The following is an 18498-nucleotide window of genomic DNA, read 5'->3' on the forward strand; positions in this document are numbered from 1 at the left end:
CGACTGGGGCCTGGGCGAGCTGACCGCCGAGCCTGCTGCCGAGAACATCGACCTCAGCCTGGATGCTCCCCTGGAGCTGGCTATTGCCGAAACGCCGCAGCTGGCCACCGAGAGCGAACTGCTGGTTTCCGACGACAACTGGAGCCTGGGCGAGCTGGAAACCGAGCTGCAGGTCGAAAGCATCGACTTCAGCCTGGATGCGCCGCTGGAGCTGGAGCCCACGCCAGCCCGGGAGCCGGTCGTGCAGCTGAACGACAGCGCAGCGCTGCCGAGCCTCGACCTGACCGAGCTGGAATGCCTGCCGGCCGAGCCTGAGGTGCCGGTTGCCGAAGCAGACGAATTGCTCGACTTCAGCCTCGACGCACCTCTGGAATTCGACGATGGCCAGCCGCTGCCCAGCTTCGACCTGGCCGACCTGGAGGAGCTGCCGCCCGCGCTACCCGGCGACGTTCCCGGCCTGGAGATTCCGCTGGAGACCGCCGAGGCCCTGCCGAGCCTGGATTTCGACGAGCTGGACGCGCTCCCCGGCGCCGAGCCGGTGGCCGAGCTGGAAGCCCTGAACCTGGAAGACCTGCCCGCGCCACTGGAGTGGGACGAAGCCGCCCTGGCCGAACTCGGCCTGCCGGAAGTGGACCTGCCGAGTGCGCCGGTCGAACCGCCGGCGGAAGAGCCCGCTGCCGAGCGTCCGCTGTCCCTGGCCGAAGTCATGGCCGCGCCGGTTCCGGCCTTCAATCCGCCGGCACGCGAAGTGCCGCCCAGCCTGCTGCCGCCGCCTGCCGATGAAGAGCCGGTGGATGACGAATTGCAGGAAGTCTTCATCGAAGAAGCCGGCGAAGTGCAGGAGACCTTGGCCGAATATCTGCCGCGTTGGCATGCCGACGGCAACGACCGCGAAGCCCTGGGTGAAGTGCGCCGGGCCTTCCATACCCTCAAGGGCAGCGGCCGCATGGTCCGCGCCCTGGTCATCGGCGAGCTCAGCTGGTCGGTGGAAAACCTGCTCAACCGCGTGCTGGATCGCAGCATCGAAGTCGACGAGACGGTGCACCAGGTGGTCCGCGACGTGGTCGCGCTGCTGCCGGCCCTGGTCGAGGAGTACGCCGCCAAGGCCCAGCGCCAGCGCGACGACGTCGACCTGCTGGCCGCCACCGCCCATGCCCTGGCCAAGGGGCACATCCTCCCAAAATCTGAAGCCCCGGGTTCAGAACAGGCCATTGAGCCCGTGGGCGAGCCGCAAGCCCCCGTCATCACTGAGTCCGGCGAAGCGCTGGACCCTCAGTTGCTGGAGATCTTCCGCAACGAGGCGGAACTGCACCTGGAAACCCTCGCCGGCTTCGTCAAAGCCTGCGACCAGGAACTGCCGCGGGCGGTCAATGACGATCTCCAGCGTGCCTTGCACACCCTCAAGGGCAGCGCGCACATGGCCGGCATACTGCCGATCGCCGAGATTGCCACGCCGCTCGAGAAGCTCGCCAAGGAGTTCAAGACCAACCTCCTCAGCATCGACCTCACCGAGGCCGAGTTGCTGCATGAGGCCCTGGACCTGCTGCGTCAGGGCGTGGCCCAGCTGGAGAGCACCCCGCTCAAGCCCGTCGCCGGCACCGATGAACTCCTGGAGCGCATCCGCCAGCGGCACCAGGATCGCCTGGAGGCCGCCAACGCCGCCCGCCGCGACGACAAGGGCGAGACCCGCGATCCGCTGATGATTTCGCAATTCCTCGCCGAAGGCATGGACATCCTGCTCGACGCCGAGGACCTGCTGCGCCGCTGGCGCGAGCATCCTGCCGAGCGCCAGGAGCTGGGCGCGCTGCTGGAAGAACTGAGTACCCTCGGCCGCGGGGCCGAAATGGCCGAGTTGCCGCAGATCGAAGAGCTCTGCGAAGCCCTGCTGGACGTGTATGGCGCCGTGGACGAAGGCAGCCTGCCGGTCAGCGAGCGCTTCTTCGGCGAGGCCGAGGCCGCCCACGAAGCCCTGATCGGCATGATGGACCAGGTGGCCGCTGCCCTCGAGGTCAGCGCCCAGCCCGAGCGGGCCCAGGCCCTACGTGACCTGCTGCAGGACGCGGTGGACCCGGCGGCCCTGGCGCTGCTGGGGCCGGATGGCGCAGCCGCTCTGGAAATAGACGAACTGGACGCCGACGACCTCGCCGACTGGGCGCCGGCCGAGACCCTGCCGTCGCTGCCGGAACGGGTGGAAGAGCCCCGGGCGCTGCTGGAAGTCGCGCTGCCCGAACTGGCCGCCTTCGACCCTGAGCAGGAGCCGGATAGCCCGACCCTCGATGAGCTGCCGCCGACCCTGGACGAGGAGATGGTCGCCATCTTCCTCGAGGAAGCGGTGGATATCCTCGACAGCGCCGGCAAAGCCCTGGAACGCTGGCTTGGCGAGCCGGACAACAACCCGGCCCTGCTGGCCCTGCAACGAGACCTGCACACCCTCAAGGGCGGTGCGCGCATGGCCGAGATCAGCCCCATAGGCGACCTCGCCCATGAACTCGAGTCCCTCTACGAGGGCCTGGTCGACCGCCGCTACAGCCATTCGCCGCGCCTCGCGGGGCTGCTGCAGACCAGTCATGACTGCCTTGCCGCGCTGCTGGAGCAATTGCAGGCGCGCCGCGCCCTGGCCGACCCGCTGCAGCTGATCCAGGACATTCGCGGCTTCCGCCAGGGCGGCGCGCAGAGCCTGTCAGCGGCCGTAGTGCAGCCGTTCCCCGCACTGGACGAGGACGATGACGCCCCCTTCGACCTCGACGCTCCCTTGGCGGCCGCCAATGACGCGTCGACGGACGAGGACGAGGCGCCCGAGCCCGTCGTTGCGGAGCGCTTCGCCGAAGTGCCCCTGGGCGAGCGGCTGGAAATGCGTGCCGCCGAAGAACCGTCCGCCTATGCCGCCCCCGAGTCCCAGGTCTTCGACAGCAGCCAGGACCCGGAACTGGTGGAAATCTTCCTCGAGGAAGGTTTCGATATTCTCGATAGCGCCGGCGCAGCCCTGCAGCGCTGGACCGAAGACCCGGACAACAGTCTCGAAGTCGAGGCCCTGCAGCGCGACCTGCACACCCTCAAGGGGGGCGCACGGATGGCCGAAATCGGCCCCATCGGCGACCTTTCCCACGAACTGGAATTCCTCTACGAAGGCCTCTGCGGTGGCCGCCTGCGCGCCAGTCCGGCGCTGTTCGGGCTGCTCCAGGCCTGCCAGGACCGTCTCAGCGAGATGCTCGAAGCGGTGCGTGCGCGTCGCCCATTGCCGGACGGCCAGGTGCTGATCGAGGCCATCCAGCGCTGGCGCGCCAATCCCGACGAACAGTTGAGCATGCCCAGCAGCGTGCACCTGCAGCCGGTCGCTGAGGATGACCTGGATGCCGTCGCCGAGGCGGACATCCTCGACATCTTCCTCGAGGAAGCCGACGACCTGCTGGAGGCCATGGAAACCGCCATCGGCCGCTGGGAGGAGGCGCGCGAGGAAGGCGCCCATATCGACGACCTGCTGCGCGTGCTGCACACCCTCAAGGGCGGTGCGCGACTGGCCGGGCAGAAGCGCCTGGGCAACCTGACCCACGACCTGGAACAACACCTGATCGAGGCCCAGCAACAGGGTGCGCCTTGGCCGGAAAGCCTGTTCCTCGATGTGCAGTCCGGCTACGAAGGCCTGCAGGCCGAGCTGGACGAACTGCGCCAGCAGCTGAACCAGAGCCTCGCCGATGACCTGCCGGCGACCACGCCGAGCCAGCCGGAAACGCCGCAGTTGAGCAGTCCGATCGTGGCCGCCAGCGTGCAGGCCCTGGTGGTCAGCGAAGAGCGCGAGCTGCCCTTCGTCCGCCGCGCCCAGGAAGCCGCCCAGGAGGCCGCCGCACGGCGCGCCCCGCAGGAACTGGTCAAGGTGCCGGCGGAATTGCTGGAAGGCCTGGTCAATCTGGCCGGCGAGACCTCCATCTTCCGTGGCCGCGTCGAGCAGCAGGTCAGCGACTTCAGCTTCACCCTCACCGAGATGGAAGCCACCATCGAGCGGGTGCGTGACCAACTGCGCCGCCTCGACACCGAAACCCAGGCGCAGATCCTCAGCCGTTACCAGGCCGAAGCCGAGCGCGCCGGCTACGAGGACTTCGATCCGCTGGAAATGGACCGCCACTCACAGCTGCAGCAGCTGTCACGGGCGCTCTTCGAATCGGCTTCCGACCTTCTCGACCTCAAGGAAACCCTGGCCGCGCGCAATCGCGACGCCGAGACCCTGCTGCTGCAACAGGCGCGGGTGAACACCGAGCTGCAGGAAGGCCTGATGCGAACCCGCATGGTGCCCTTCGACCGCCTCGTGCCTCGCCTGCGGCGCATCGTCCGGCAGGTGGCCAGCGAGCTGGACAAGCAGGTGGAGTTCGTCGTCGGCAACGCCGAGGGCGAGATGGACCGCACTGTGCTCGAGCGCATGGTGGCACCGTTGGAACACATGCTGCGCAATGCCGTCGACCACGGTGTCGAGCGCGCCGAGGCACGCCGCAGCGCCGGCAAACCGGAGGTTGGCACCATCCGCCTGAACCTCGGCCGCGAGGGCGGCGACATCGTCCTGACCCTGGCCGACGACGGTGCCGGCATCAAGCTCGAAGCCGTGCGCCGCAAGGCCATCGAGCGCGGCATGATGGACGCCGACGCCGACCTTTCGGACCATGAGGTGCTGCAGTTCATCCTCGAGCCGGGCTTCTCCACCGCCGACAAGGTCACGCAGATTTCCGGACGTGGCGTCGGCATGGATGTGGTGCACTCCGAAGTGAAACAGCTCGGCGGCACCATGAGCATCGACTCGACCCCGGGCGAAGGCAGCCGCTTCCTCATCCGCCTGCCCTTCACCGTGTCGGTGAACCGCGCGCTGATGGTGCTCTCCGGCGAGGACCTCTACGCCATCCCGTTGAACACCATCGAAGGCATCGTGCGGGTTTCCCCTTATGAACTGGAAACCTACTACCAGCCGGACGCACCGCGCTTCGAGTACGCCGGGCAGAACTACGAGCTGAAGTACCTGGGCGATCTGCTGGACAACGGCCAGCAGCCCAAGCTGGTAGGCCAGAGCCTGCCGCTGCCGGTGATCCTGGTGCGCTCCAGCGAACACGCCGTGGCCGTGCAGGTGGACGCCCTGTTGGGCTCCCGCGAGATCGTGGTGAAGAGTCTTGGCGCGCAATTCGCCGGGGTCCACGGCATTTCCGGCGCGACCATCCTCGGCGACGGCCGGGTGGTGGTGATCCTCGACCTGCTGGCGACCATCCGTACCCGCCACGCGCACCTGGTGCAGCCGCAGCTGCGTTCGGCCAGCGCCAACCTGCTGCCGACGGAAACGGAGCTGGAGCGCCCGCCGTTGGTGATGGTGGTGGACGACTCGGTGACCGTACGCAAGGTCACCAGCCGTCTGCTGGAGCGCAACGGCATGAACGTACTCACCGCCAAGGACGGGGTGGACGCCATCGCCCTGCTGCAGGAGCAACGGCCGGACATCATGCTGCTGGATATCGAGATGCCGCGCATGGACGGCTTCGAGGTAGCCACCCTGGTCCGCCACGATGAGCGCCTGAAGGACCTGCCGATCATCATGATCACCTCGCGTACCGGCGAGAAACACCGCGAGCGCGCCATGGCCATCGGCGTCAACGACTACCTGGGCAAGCCGTACCAGGAGTCCCTGCTGCTCGAAAGCATCCAGCATCTGGTCAAACGGACATGACAGAGAAGACATCTGCACGCATCGCCGTGCTCGCCGACACCTCGCTGCAGCGCCATGTGCTGCAGCAGGCGCTGACCGGCAATGGTTACCAGGTGGTCCTCAACAGCGACCCGGCCCGCCTCGACGAGGAAGCCCTGGCCGCCTGCGAGGCGGACCTTTGGCTGGTGGACCTGGCGCTGTCCGAGGACTCGCCGCTGGTGGACAACCTGCTGGAGCACGCCAGCGCGCCGGTGCTGTTCGGCGAGGGCCATGCCCCCGAGCGCCATTCCGAGCATTACCCACGCTGGGAGCGGCGCCTGTTCGGCAAGCTCAAGAAGCTGGTAGGCGACCCGGCGGTGGCCGTGGGGCCGAGCCTGGAAACCCTGCTCGCCGAGGCCCAGCGCCCGGCGCGCCTGGAATTGCCCAGGGTGCTGGCCGATACCCCGCTGGTGGCCGGTGAACCGGCGCGCCAGGTCTGGCTGCTGGCGGCCTCCCTGGGTGGCCCGGCGGCGGTGAAGGCGTTCCTCGACGCCCTTCCCGGCGGCCTGCCGATCGGCTTCCTCTACGGCCAGCACATCGATCCCAGTTTCGAAAGCGCATTGCCCCAAGCGGTCGGCCGTCACAGCCAGTGGCACGTCAACCAGGCGCGCCCGGGCGACGCCGTGCGTTGCGGTGAAGTGGTGGTGGTGCCCATCAGCCGCGAGCTGGGCTTCACCGACGATGGCCGCATGCTGGTGGGCGAACGCCCCTGGCCCGAGCCCTACAGCCCTTCCATCGACCAGGCGATGCTCAACCTGGCCCAGCATTTCGGCGCCCAATGCGGCGTGATTGCCTTCAGCGGCATGGGCAGCGACGGCAGCGCCGCGGCGGCCTATGTGCGCCGCCAGGGCGGCCTGATCTGGACTCAGCGTGCCGACAGCTGCGCCTGCCCGAGCATGCCCGACAGCCTGCGCGAAGGCGGCTACAGCAGCTACAGCGGCGATCCGCGCGAACTGGCGGCAAAGCTGGTCGAGCATCTGGCCGCGCAGTGCAGCTAACCCAGGAAACCCCATGAGCCAAGCCGTTACCCCCCAGAACAGCGCCAACAGCCTCACCGGGCTGCTCCTGCCGCTGACCGACCGAACCCTGCTGGTGCCCAACGTGGCCCTGGCCGAACTCATTCCCTACCGCGCACCGCAGGCCACGCCGGGCCTGCCTGCGTGGCTGCTGGGCCAGGTGGCCTGGCGCGACCTGCGCCTGCCGCTGCTGTCCTTCGAGGCTGCGGCCGGTGGTGAGGCCAGGATCGGTCCGGGCGCCCGCGTGGCTGTGCTCAACGCCCTGGGTGGCCGTCCCCATGTGAAGTTCATCGCCCTCCTGCTGCAGGGCATCCCGCGCTCGCTGAAGCTGGAAGAAGACCTCCCGCGCGCAAACGCACCGCTGGCCGCGCTGGAGCTGGATTCCGTGCAGCTGGGCACCGACGTGGCGAAGATCCCCGACCTGGTGGCGCTGGAGCAGATGCTGGCGGATGCCGGCTTGATCTGAGCCGGGCTGCCGGCGCAGAAGCGTGTTCAATCGGTAGGGCGGACCACGCTTCATCGGTCGACCATTCGTGGTCTGGATCGGCTGCGATGGTGGATATGAAAAGCGATATCCACCCTACAGTTGGGGCGAGTCCGTAGGTTGGGCTGAGTTGGACGAAGCCCAACGAGCCCAGAGCGGAGATGTTGGGCTCCGCTGCGCTCAGACCTACGCGGCCCGCGCCAACCTACTCGGCGTTCCGGGCTCAGTCTGTAAGCGAATTCATTCGCCAAGCAGGCCGAAGGTCTGCCCAGGACGCTCCCTCAGAAATCGCCCCAGAGCTGCTGCGCCACGGTCAGCGCCACCACGGGCGCCGTCTCGGTCCGCAACACCCGTGGCCCCAGGCGTGCCGCATGGAATCCGGCAGCCTTGGCCGCGTCCACCTCGGCGTCGGACAGGCCGCCCTCGGGGCCGATCAGGAAGGCCAGGCTACCCGGCCGGGCATGGCTGGCCAGGGGCTCGGCCACCGGGTGCAGGACCAGCCGCAGGTCAGCTTCCACCTGCCGCTGCCAATCGGCCAGTGCGACCGGTGCGTGAATCACCGGCAGCACCGAGCGGCCGCACTGCTCGCAGGCGCTGATGGCGACCTGGCGCCAGTGGGCCAGGCGCTTGTCGGCGCGTTCGTCCTTCAGGCGCACTTCGCAGCGTTCGCTGACGATGGGGCTGATCTCGGCCACGCCCAGCTCGGTGGCCTTCTGGATCGCCCAATCCATCCGCTCGCCTCGCGACAGGCCCTGCCCGAGGTGCACCCGTAACGGCGATTCGGCCATACCGGCAAGGGCATCGCGCAGCTCCACCCGCACGGTCTTCTTGCCCACCTCCACCAGTTCGCCCAGGTACTCCTGGCCCGAGCCGTCGAAGAGTTGCACGGCGTCGCCCGCGGCCAGGCGCAGCACGCGGCCGATGTAGTGGGCCTGGGTTTCGGGCAGCTCGTGCTGGCCGAGGGAGAGCGGAGCGTCGATGAAGAAGCGGGAGAGGCGCATGGGCGTTCGGGGCAAAGGGAGGACAGGCGCGCAGTGTACGGCCTGGCGCTGCCTCGGGGTAGGTTGGGCCGCGCTCTGCGCGGCCCAACGAGGTACACCGTGGGAGGGCGTCTTGAGCTTTGCGGAGCTCTGCCCACCTTCGAAAAGCTGCTAGCCCGGATCGCGGTGGTTGGGGTGCAGGTTCGTCGCCACCTGCACGCTGACCGACTCGCGGGTGGCGATGTCGATTCCTTCGCTGGCGACCTGGGCGAGGAAGTCGATCTGCTCCTCGGTGATCACATAGGGCGGCAGGAAGTACACCACATTGCCCAGCGGCCGCAGCAGCGCGCCGCGCTCCAGCGCATGCTGGAAGACTTTCAGGCCGCGGCGTTCCTGCCAGGGGTAGGGTGACTTGCTGGCCTTGTCCTGGACCATCTCGATGGCCAGCACCATGCCGGTCTGGCGCACTTCGGCGACATGGGGATGGTCGGCCAGGTGGGCGGTGGCGGTGGCCATGCGCATCGCCAGCTTGCGGTTGGCCTCGATCACCCGGTCCTCTTCGAAGATATCCAGGGTGGCCAGCGCGGCGGCGCAGGCCAGGGGGTTGCCGGTGTAGGTGTGGGAGTGGAGGAAGGCGCGCAGGGTCTGGTAGTCGTCGTAGAAGCCCTGGTAGACGGTTTCAGACGTGAGTACCGCGGCCATGGGCAGGTAACCGCCAGTGAGCGCCTTGGACAGCACCAGGAAGTCCGGGGCGATGCCGGCCTGCTCACAGGCGAACATCGTGCCGGTGCGGCCGAAGCCCACGGCGATCTCGTCGTGGATCAGGTGCACGCCATAGCGGTCGCAGGCCTCGCGCAGCAGCTTGAGGTACACCGGGTGGTACATGCGCATGCCGCCGGCGCCCTGGATCAGCGGCTCGACTATCACCGCGGCGACTTCCTCGTGGTGTTCGGCCAGGGTGCGTTCCATATGGGCGAACATGGCGCGGGAGTGTTCCTCCCAGCACATGCCTTCAGGGCGCAGGTAGCAGTCCGGACTGGGCACCTTGAGGGTGTCCAGCAACAGGGACTTGTAGGTTTCGGTGAAGAGCGCGACGTCGCCTACCGACATCGCGGCCACGGTTTCGCCGTGGTAGCTGTTGGTCAGGGTGACGAAGCGCTTCTTGCGCTCCAGGCCCTGGTTGCGCCAGAAGTGGTAGCTCATTTTCAGCGCCACTTCGATGCCGGAGGAGCCGTTGTCGGCGTAGAACACCCGGTCCAGGCCCTTGGGCGTGATCTTCACCAGGCGCTCGGACAGCTCGATCACCGGTTGGTGGCTGAATCCCGCGAGGATCACGTGTTCCAGCTGATCGACCTGGTCCTTGATGCGCTGGTTGATGCGCGGGTTGGCGTGGCCGAAGACGTTGACCCACCAGGAGCTGACGGCATCCAGGTAGCGTTTGCCCTCGAAGTCTTCCAGCCAGACCCCTTCGCCGCGGCGGATGGGCACGACCGGCAGGCGTTCGTGATCTTTCATCTGGGTGCAGGGGTGCCAGAGCACGGCGAGGTCGCGTTGCATCCAGTCGGCATTGAGGCCCATGAGTCGTTCTCCTGTAGCGATCGGCGAAGCCTATGCAAAGCCTCCACCCGGAACAAGCAGGACGCCGTCCGCCGCCCTGAGGACACGTCTGGCCCGGCCGCTGGGGCTGGCGTATCCTGCGCGCCAATTTCGAACGACACTGCTTCACCGGGGGAGACACTTCATGCCTGCAGCCTGGCGCGCCTTGGCGCTGATCGTATTGGGGGGGCTCAGCGTCACGGCGCTGGCCAAGGACAAGCAGCCGACGGCGATCGTCATCGGCGGCGGGATGGCCGGGCTGACCTCCGCCTACGAATTGCAGCAAAAGGGCTGGCAGGTCACCCTGCTCGAGGCCAAGCCGAGTATCGGCGGCCGTTCGGGGCTGGCCACCAGCGAGTGGGTCGGCAGCGCCAAGCTGCAGCCCAGCCTCTACCGCTACCTCGACCTGTTCAAGCTGAAGGCCGTGCCGGCACCGGACTACGTGCGCAGCGCGGGCTACCTGGTGGGCGGCCGCTATTACGCCGAGGCCGACCTGCTCAAGGAAGCGCCCAGCACGGTGGAGGGCCTGAAGCGCTTCGACAAGAGCCTGGACGACCTGGCCGCCTCCATCGACGACCCGCTCAAGCCGCTGGCCAACCATACCCTGCAGACCCTGGACTCCATCAGCGTCGCGCGCTGGCTGGAGAAGCTGAGCCTGCCGCCCACCGCCAAGGCCCTGGTGGATCAGCGCATCCGCTCGCGCTATGACGAGCCGTCGCGCCTGTCGCTGCTCTACCTGGCCCAGCAGGCCCGCGTCTACCGCGGCCTGCCGGACAGCGAAATGCGCGCCGCGCGCCTGCCTGGCGGCAGCCAGGGCCTGGCTCAGGCCATGGCCAAGCAGATCAAGACCATCAAGACCAACGCCCGTGTGTCCACCATCGTGCAGGAGAAGGACGGCGTGACGGTCAAGGTCGGCGGCGCGGGCTACAGCGCCGACTACGTGGTTCTCGCCGTGCCGCTGCCGGCGCTCGACAAGATCAGCCTGACCCCCTCGCTCTCGGCCTTGCAGCTGCGCGCCCTGAAGGACATCAACTACGGCTGGCGCGACCAGATGCTGCTCAAGTTCAAGAAGCCGGTCTGGGGCAAGAGCCGCCTCTCCGGCGAGGTCTACAGCGACCAGGGCCTGGGCATGCTCTGGGTCGAGCCGGCGCTCAAGGGCGGCGCCAACCTGCTGATCAACCTGTCCGGCGACAACGCACGCCTGATGCAGGCCTTCGGTGACCGGCAGTTGATCGACCAGGTGCTGATCCGCTTCGACAAGCTCTATCCTGGCGCTCGCGAGCAGTTCAAGGGCTTCGAGCTGCGCCGCTACGGCAAGGACGCCCTGGCTGGTGGTGCCTACTTGGCCTACGGTCCGGGCGAGATCAGCCGCTACTGGCGACTTTGGGAGCAGCCCCTGGGCCGTGTGGTGTTCGCCGGCGAACATACCGACGCGCTCTATCCGGGCACCCTGGAAGGCGCCCTGCGCAGTGGCCAGCGCGCCGCCGCCCAGGTGACCGACCTGCGCGACGGCAAGGCCGTGGGTCCGGTGGAAGTGGTGGCCCAAGCCAAGCCCGAAGCGGCAGCCAAAGCCTCTACCAAGGAAGAGAAGAAAGGCTTCTTCTCGCGCCTGTTCAACTGATCAATGCCTCCGGCGGCGAGTCCTTTCGCCGCCGGCCCTTCCCCTTCCCCAGCGCCATTCGGCCGCATCCGACGAACTTCCGGCGCTCTCCCTCGACCAAATTCTGCAAAGACCCATTCGTTATAAGTATCGTATTGCTCGATATTTCAAAGCGAAAAATTCCGCTTTAATTCGATAGTTTTATCGATAGGCTTTATCCGTCGCATTACCAGGTCCGCCTCGTCCAAGGATGTATTTCATGCAATGGCGTAACTCCTCGTCCCGCTTCGGTCTTGTCAGCATTGTTCTGCACTGGGGGGTGGCCCTGGTCTTCGTCGGGCTGTTCGCCCTGGGCCTGTGGATGGTGGGCCTGGACTACTACAGCAACTGGTACAAGACGGCGCCGGATATCCACAAGGGCATCGGCATTCTGCTCTTCCTGGTGATGCTGGCGCGTCTCGGCTGGCGCTTCGTCAGCCCGCCGCCGCCGGCGTTGCCAAACCATGGGCCGCTGACCCGCCTGGGCTCCAAGCTGGGTCACCTGGTGCTCTATGTCGGCCTCTTCGCCCTGATGATCTCCGGCTACCTGATATCCACCGCCGAAGGCCGTGGCATCAGTGTGTTCGGCTTGTTCGAAGTGCCGGCCACCCTGACTTCCATTCCCGATCAGGAAGATGTCGCCGGCCTTATCCACGAATACCTTGCCTGGGGCCTGCTTATCTTCGCCGGTATTCATGCCCTGGCCGCCCTCAAGCACCATTTCATCGATCGCGACGCGACCCTGACGCGCATGCTCGGTCGCGCCGCCAAATAACGCTGCAACCTCTAAACAAGGAGATCCACCGATGCTGAAGAAAACCTTCGCTGCGCTGACCCTCGGTACCGCGCTCTTCGCTGGCCAGGCCATGGCCGCCGACTACGTGATCGACAAGGAAGGCCAGCATGCCTTCGTCAACTTCGAGATCGGCCACCTGGGCTACAGCTACATCTACGGCACCTTCAAGGACTTCGACGGCAACTTCAGCTTCGACGAGAAGAATCCCGAGGCCAGCAAGATCAAGGTGAACCTGAAGACTGCCAGCGTGGACACCAACCACGCCGAGCGTGACAAGCACATCAAGAGCGCCGACTTCCTCAACGTCAGCAAGAACCCGATCGCCACCTTCGAGTCCACCTCGGTGAAGTCCACCGGCCAGGGCACTGCCGACGTGACCGGCAACTTGACCCTGAACGGCGTGACCAAGCCGGTGGTGATCCAGGCCAAGTTCGTTGGTGAAGGTGACGACCCCTGGGGCGGCTACCGCGCCGGCTTCAAAGGCGCCACCACCATCAAGCTGAAGGACTTTGCCATCCAGAAGGACCTCGGCCCGGCTTCCCAGGAAGCCCAGCTGATCATCTCCTTCGAGGGCGTGCGTTCCTGAGCACCCTTTCGCGCTCCAGCAAAACGCCGGCGTCCAGCCGGCGTTTTGCTGTCCGGCCCAGGCGTTCGAGATCCTTCAGCCGCTTGTCTTCATCCGGCACCACCCGCGAGCTGGCTTCGCTCCTGCGACCGACCCGCTGGGCGAGGCCCCGGGGGAGCGACGTCACGCGTAGGCAGCCCTGGAATATCTCGGCATCGGCAGGGTCAAAGCAAAAGAAACTGCTGGGCGGGGCACCTATGCGTTCAATCCATGATGATCGCGCGCGCAGCATACTTTCTGTAGAAATCTGAACGAACTATCCAGACGATCAACCAGGTCTACACAGGATCTCCCGCCCATCAACAAGGAGATTCACCAATGCTGAAGAAAACCTTCGCTGCGCTGACCCTCGGCGCCGCGCTGTTCGCCGGCCAGGCCATGGCCGCCGATTACGTGATCGACAAAGAAGGCCAGCACGCCTTCGTCAACTTCAAGATCGGCCACCTGGGCTACAGCTACATCTACGGCACTTTCAAGGACTTCGACGGTTCCTTCAGCTTCGACGACAAGAACCCCGAGGCGAGCAAGGTTAAGGTGACCCTGAAGACCGCCAGCGTCGACACCAACCACGCCGAGCGCGACAAGCACATCAAGCGCTACCTCCTGAACGTCAGCAAGAACCCCACCGCCACCTTCGAGTCCACCTCGGTGAAGTCCACCGGCCAGGGCACTGCCGACGTGACCGGCAACCTGACCCTGAACGGCGTCACCAGGCCGCTGGTGATAAAGGCCAAGTTCGTGGGTGAAGGTGACGACCCCTGGGGCGGCTACCGCGCCGGCTTCGAAGGCACCGCTACCATCAAGCTGAAGGACTTCGCCATCCAGAAGGATCTCGGCCCGGCTTCCCAGGAAGTCCAGCTGATCATCTCCTTCGAGGGCGTGCGTTCCTGAGCGCGACAGGCTCCACAAGACGCCGGCCAAGTGCCGGCGTCTTGCATTCCAGGCAGTGTGGTCCGGGAAATGACCGGTAGGGTGCGCCGAGCGCGCCAACGGCCTTGCGCCGAGGTTCCGGTGCGCACAGCGCACCCTACGGCGATTCGCTTCCTGCACAAACGAAAACGCCGGCAGCAAGCCGGCGTTTTCGTGAGCGGGGGAAACCTAGCGGTTGCGGGTCAGCAGCGCCGGTTTCTCGCCGCGTGGGCGATTGCTCTGTTGCAGCTCGTCCAACTGCTCGGGCGTGGGGTAGCGGTCGCCGCGAGACTCCTTGTGGATGATCTTCGGCGCCGGCTTGCTGCCGCGGGGATCCTGCACGGCCGGCTCATCGCGACCGCGGGAGACCAGTTGGTCGTCACGGCGCGGGCCATTGCCACGGCCCTTGGCCGGCTTGCCCTGGCGCTGCTGGCCCTGCTTCTGGCCGCCTTGGCCACCACCTTGGCTGCCACCCTGGCGTCGGCCCTGGTTGTCCCCCTGTCCCTGGCTGCGTCCCTGGCCACTGCGGCCCTGACCCTGGCCCTGACCCTGGCCTTGACCCTGGCGTTGGGCCGGAGCCTGGCCCTGGCCTTGACCGCCACGGCGTTGATTGCGGCCCTGGCCCTTGGGCGGGTACGGGCTGACGTAGTCGACGCGGTTGCCGAAATTGTCGACGTCGTCGTCGAGGAACTCTTCCGGGTCGCGATTGGCCGTCGACTGCGGCGGGCGCTGCGGGCGCTCTTGCTTGGGCTGCTGCTGGGTAGAGGCGGCCTGCTGCCCAGGTTCCTGGCCCTTGGCCTTGCTGCGGCGGCGATTGCGGCTCTTGCGCGGCTTGTCTCCGGCGCCTTCGCCGGCTTCCTTGGCTTCCTTGGCTTCGCCGGGGCCCTGCGGCGCGGCGACCTTGGCCTCGCGCTTGGGCTTGTCGGCGCGCGGCTGGCGCTCGGGACGCGGCGGACGGGCTTCGGGGCGCTCGACCTCGACGCTCGCCGGGTCGAAGCCCAGGGTGTCGCCGGCCGGGATCTTCTGCTTGGTCAGGCGCTCGATTGCCTTCAGCAGTTTGTCTTCATCCGGCGCTACCAGGGAGATGGCCTCGCCGCTGCGCCCGGCACGGCCGGTACGGCCGATGCGGTGCACGTAGTCTTCCTCGACGTTGGGCAGCTCGAAGTTGACCACGTGGGGCAACTGGTCGATGTCCAGGCCGCGGGCGGCGATATCGGTGGCCACCAGGATGCGGATGTCGTTGGCTTTGAAGTCGGCCAGGGCCTTGGTACGGGCGTTCTGGCTCTTGTTGCCGTGGATCGCCATGGCCGCCAGGCCGTGCTTGGTCAGGTATTCTGCCAGGCGGTTGGCGCCATGCTTGGTGCGGGTGAACACCAGGACCTGCTCCCAGGCGCCGACCGTGATCAGGTGCGCCAGCAGGGCGCGCTTGTGGCTGGCGGGGAGGTGGAAAACGCGCTGCTCGATACGCTCCACCGTGGTATTCGGCGGGGTCACTTCGATGCGTTCGGGATCGTGCAGCAGCTTGTTGGCGAGGTCGACGATGTCTTTCGAGAAGGTCGCCGAGAACAGCAGGTTCTGGCGCTTGGGCGGCAGCTTGGCGAGGACCTTCTTCACATCGTGGATGAAGCCCATGTCGAGCATGCGGTCGGCTTCGTCGAGCACCAGGATCTCCACGTGGGAGAGGTCTATGGCGCCCTGGCCGACCAGGTCGAGCAGGCGGCCGGGGCAGGCGACCAGGAGGTCCACGCCCTTGGATACGGCCTGGATCTGCGGATTCATGCCGACGCCGCCGAAGATGCAGGCGCTGATCAGGTTCAGGTCGCGTGCATAGATCTTGAAGCTGTCATGCACCTGGGCCGCGAGTTCACGGGTCGGGGTCAGGACCAGCACGCGCGCCTGGCGCGGGCCGTGCCGGTGGGACTTGTCGGGGTGACCGTTGGGGAACAGGCGCTCCAGGATCGGCAGCGCGAAACCGGCGGTCTTGCCGGTGCCAGTCTGGGCCGCAACCATCAGGTCGCGACCTTGCAACACGGCGGGGATGGCCCGCTGTTGCACGGGAGTGGGCTGGGCGTAGCCGGCGGCTTCGACGGCGCCGACCAATGCCTCGGAGAGACCGAGGGAAGCAAAGGACATGGGAGATCCTGTGTAGTTCTAAGGGGCTGGCCCGATGGGGTGATCTGTCTGGCTCGAATCGCGGCGATGGCACGCGATCCCGACCGGTCCTGCTGGCCAAAGGGGTGGCCGAACATCCGGGCGTATGCCTGACGGGAGCACCGAGTATAACAGCTCCGCTGCAATGTACAGCCCTTGTGGCGCTCAACGGTTGGAAAGAAAAAAGGCCGGGACTCGGCCCGGCCTTTCATCGACCCTGCAATCTCAACGCGGCAGCTTGAGGTTCTTCCAGATCGCCAGGCTGGGTTCGGCCTGGTTCAGTGTGTAGAAGTGCAGGCCCGGGGCGCCGCCCTGCAGCAGGCGTTCGCACATCTCGGTGATCACCTGCTCGCCGAAGGCCTGGATGCTCTGCACATCATCGGCATAGGCCTCCAGCTGCTTGCGGATCCAGCGCGGGATTTCCGCGCCGCAGGCGTCCGAGAAGCGCGCCAGCTTGCTGTAGTTGGTGATCGGCATGATGCCCGGCACCACCGGGATATCCACGCCCAGCTTACGTACGCGCTCGACGAAGTAGAAATAGCTGTCGGCGTTGAAGAAGTACTGGGTGATGGCGCTGCTGGCGCCGGCCTTGACCTTGCGCACGAAATTGGCGAGGTCCGCCTCGTAACTGCGCGCCTGGGGGTGCACTTCCGGGTAGGCGGCGACTTCGATGTGGAAGTGGTCACCGGTCTCGTTGCGGATGAACTCCACCAGTTCGTTGGCGAAACGCAGCTCGCCACTGGCCATGCCCATGCCGGACGGCAGGTCGCCGCGCAGGGCGACGATGCGCTGGATGCCGGCGTCCTTGTAGTGGGCCAGCAGGGCACTGAGCTCGGCCTTGCTGTCGCCGACGCAGGAAAGGTGCGGTGCGGTGGGCACCTTCACCTCGCCGTCCAGCTGCAGCACGGTCTGCAGGGTGCGGTCACGGGTGGAGCCGCCGGCACCATAGGTGCAGGAGAAGAAGTCCGGCTGGTAGCTGGCCAGGTTGCGGGCGGTGGCCATGAGTTTTTCGTGCCCGGCTTCGGTCTTGGCGGGGAAGAACTCGAAGCTGTAACGGCGTTCTTGGGACATAGGAGAAGGTTCCCTTCTCAGCGGCAAGCTTCAGGCTTCAAGCTGCAAGCGAGACTGGCTCTGCTTGCAGCTTGTAGCTTTTGGCCTGGGGCTGTTGTTAGTAGCGATAGCTGTCCGGCTTGAACGGGCCTTCGACCGTCACGCCGATGTAGTCGGCCTGCTGGCGGGTCAGCTGGGTGACCACGCCACCGAAGCCCTTGACCATTTCCAGCGCCACTTCTTCGTCCAGCTTCTTCGGCAGTACTTCGACGGCCAGGCGCGCGGCCTTGTCGGCGGCCGGCAGGTCGGCGAACTTCTGCTCGAACAGGTGGATCTGCGCCAGCACCTGGTTGGCGAAGGAGCCGTCCATGATCCGGCTCGGGTGGCCGGTGGCATTGCCCAGGTTCACCAGGCGGCCTTCGGCCAGCAGGATCAGGTAGTCATCGTTGAGCGGGTCGAAGCCGTCCTTGCCGGTGCGGTGGATCTTGTGCACCTGCGGCTTCACTTCTTCCCAGGCCCAGGTCTTGCGCATGAAGGCGGTGTCGATCTCATTGTCGAAGTGGCCGATGTTGCAGACAACGGCGCGCTTCTTCAGCGCCTTGAGCATGTTGGCGTCGCAGACGTTGACGTTGCCGGTGGTGGTGACGATCAGGTCGATCTTGCCCAGCAGGGCGGCGTCGACGCTGGCTTCGCTGCCGTCGTTCAGGCCGTTCTTGTAGGGCGAAACGACTTCGAAGCCGTCCATGCAGGCCTGCATGGCGCAGATCGGGTCGACTTCCGAGACCTTCACGATCATGCCTTCCTGGCGCAGGGACTGGGCCGAGCCCTTGCCCACGTCGCCGTAGCCGATCACCAGGGCCTGCTTGCCGGACAGCAGGTGGTCGGTGCCGCGCTTGATGGCGTCGTTCAGGCTGTGGCGGCAGCCGTACTTGTTGTCGTTCTTGCTCTTGGTCACCGAATCGTTGACGTTGATCGCCGGGACTTTCAGGGTGCCGGCCTTGAGCATGTCGAGCAGGCGGTGCACACCGGTGGTGGTTTCCTCGGTGATGCCGTGGATATTCTCCAGCATCGCCGGGTATTTCTTGTGCAGGATCTCGGTCAGGTCACCGCCGTCGTCCAGCACCATGTTGGCGTCCCACGGCTGGCCGTCCTTGAGGATGGTCTGCTCGATGCACCATTCGTACTCCTCCTCGGTTTCGCCCTTCCAGGCGAATACCGGGATGCCGGCGGCGGCGATGGCGGCGGCGGCCTGGTCCTGGGTGGAGAAGATGTTGCAGGAGGACCAGCGCACTTCGGCGCCCAGGGCGGTCAGGGTCTCGATGAGCACGCCGGTCTGGATGGTCATGTGGATGCAGCCGAGGATCTTCGCGCCTTTGAGCGGTTGCTGGCCGGCGTACTTGCGGCGCAGGCCCATCAGGGCGGGCATTTCGGATTCGGCGATGATCAGCTCGCGGCGGCCCCAGGCGGCCAGGGAAATGTCGGCGACCTTGTAGTCGGTGAAATCGGCAGGCGTCATGACAGCGCTCATGCGTGAGTCTC

12 protein-coding genes are annotated in these 18498 nt (G+C 66.4%); 7 read left to right on the forward strand and 5 right to left on the reverse strand.

Annotated elements, in window-relative coordinates; translation table 11 throughout:
* The 3 genes from E8F12_RS15965 to E8F12_RS15975 form a co-directional block, all read left to right on the forward strand.
* A partial coding sequence (locus E8F12_RS15965) for an Hpt domain-containing protein (protein ID WP_280326217.1) occupies nucleotides 1–5695 on the forward strand: 5695 nt, incomplete at its 5' end.
* Entirely contained in the window at nucleotides 5692–6711 is a 1020-nt protein-coding gene (locus tag E8F12_RS15970) for a chemotaxis protein CheB (protein ID WP_280326218.1), read from the forward strand. The genes E8F12_RS15965 and E8F12_RS15970, both read left to right, overlap by 4 nt.
* Nucleotides 6712–6724: 13 nt before the next feature.
* Nucleotides 6725–7195, forward strand: a complete 471-nt coding sequence (locus tag E8F12_RS15975) for a chemotaxis protein CheW (RefSeq protein ID WP_280326219.1) — start codon at nucleotides 6725–6727, stop codon at nucleotides 7193–7195.
* Nucleotides 7196–7494: 299 nt separating this feature from the next.
* On the opposite strand, the gene E8F12_RS15980 is transcribed toward E8F12_RS15975, so the two are convergent.
* Both E8F12_RS15980 and E8F12_RS15985 read right to left on the reverse strand, forming a co-directional pair.
* The gene (locus tag E8F12_RS15980; protein WP_280326220.1) at nucleotides 7495–8214 is read right to left on the reverse strand and encodes a 16S rRNA (uracil(1498)-N(3))-methyltransferase; all 720 of its coding nucleotides are present in this window, start codon (nucleotides 8212–8214) and stop codon (nucleotides 7495–7497) included.
* Between the two features lie 150 nt (nucleotides 8215–8364).
* Nucleotides 8365–9771, reverse strand: a complete 1407-nt coding sequence (locus E8F12_RS15985; protein ID WP_280326221.1) for an adenosylmethionine--8-amino-7-oxononanoate transaminase — start codon at nucleotides 9769–9771, stop codon at nucleotides 8365–8367.
* Nucleotides 9772–9934: 163 nt separating this feature from the next.
* On the opposite strand from E8F12_RS15985, the gene E8F12_RS15990 reads away from it, so the two are divergent.
* The 4 genes from E8F12_RS15990 to E8F12_RS16005 all read left to right on the forward strand — a co-directional run bounded on the left by E8F12_RS15990 (nucleotide 9935) and on the right by E8F12_RS16005 (nucleotide 13740).
* On the forward strand, nucleotides 9935–11410 hold the full coding sequence (locus E8F12_RS15990) for a flavin monoamine oxidase family protein (RefSeq protein WP_280326222.1): 1476 nt from the start codon (nucleotides 9935–9937) through the stop codon (nucleotides 11408–11410).
* A gap of 238 nt (nucleotides 11411–11648) precedes the next feature.
* Nucleotides 11649–12203, forward strand: a complete 555-nt coding sequence (locus E8F12_RS15995; RefSeq protein ID WP_280326223.1) for a cytochrome b — start codon at nucleotides 11649–11651, stop codon at nucleotides 12201–12203.
* A 31-nt stretch (nucleotides 12204–12234) separates the two neighbouring features.
* Nucleotides 12235–12810 carry a YceI family protein gene (locus tag E8F12_RS16000; protein WP_280326224.1) on the forward strand — a complete coding sequence of 192 codons (576 nt, stop codon included), beginning with the start codon at nucleotides 12235–12237 and terminating at the stop codon, nucleotides 12808–12810.
* 357 nt (nucleotides 12811–13167) lie between these two features.
* Nucleotides 13168–13740, forward strand: coding sequence for a YceI family protein (locus E8F12_RS16005; protein WP_280326225.1), 573 nt, complete (start codon nucleotides 13168–13170; stop codon nucleotides 13738–13740).
* A gap of 207 nt (nucleotides 13741–13947) precedes the next feature.
* On the opposite strand, the gene E8F12_RS16010 is transcribed toward E8F12_RS16005, so the two are convergent.
* From E8F12_RS16010 to ahcY, 3 genes are all read right to left on the reverse strand, one after another.
* A complete protein-coding gene (locus tag E8F12_RS16010; RefSeq protein ID WP_280326226.1) occupies nucleotides 13948–15891 on the reverse strand; it encodes a DEAD/DEAH box helicase in 1944 nt (647 codons plus the stop codon).
* 243 nt (nucleotides 15892–16134) lie between these two features.
* Nucleotides 16135–16980, reverse strand: a complete 846-nt coding sequence (gene metF, locus E8F12_RS16015; RefSeq protein ID WP_280326227.1) for a methylenetetrahydrofolate reductase [NAD(P)H] — start codon at nucleotides 16978–16980, stop codon at nucleotides 16135–16137.
* 97 nt (nucleotides 16981–17077) lie between these two features.
* Complete coding sequence (gene ahcY, locus E8F12_RS16020; protein ID WP_280326228.1) at nucleotides 17078–18487, reverse strand: adenosylhomocysteinase; 1410 nt, start codon at nucleotides 18485–18487, stop codon at nucleotides 17078–17080.
* Nucleotides 18488–18498 lie beyond the last annotated feature (11 nt).

Origin of the sequence: Pseudomonas sp. BN102, assembly GCF_029871245.1 — a bacterium.
Taxonomy (GTDB): domain Bacteria; phylum Pseudomonadota; class Gammaproteobacteria; order Pseudomonadales; family Pseudomonadaceae; genus Metapseudomonas.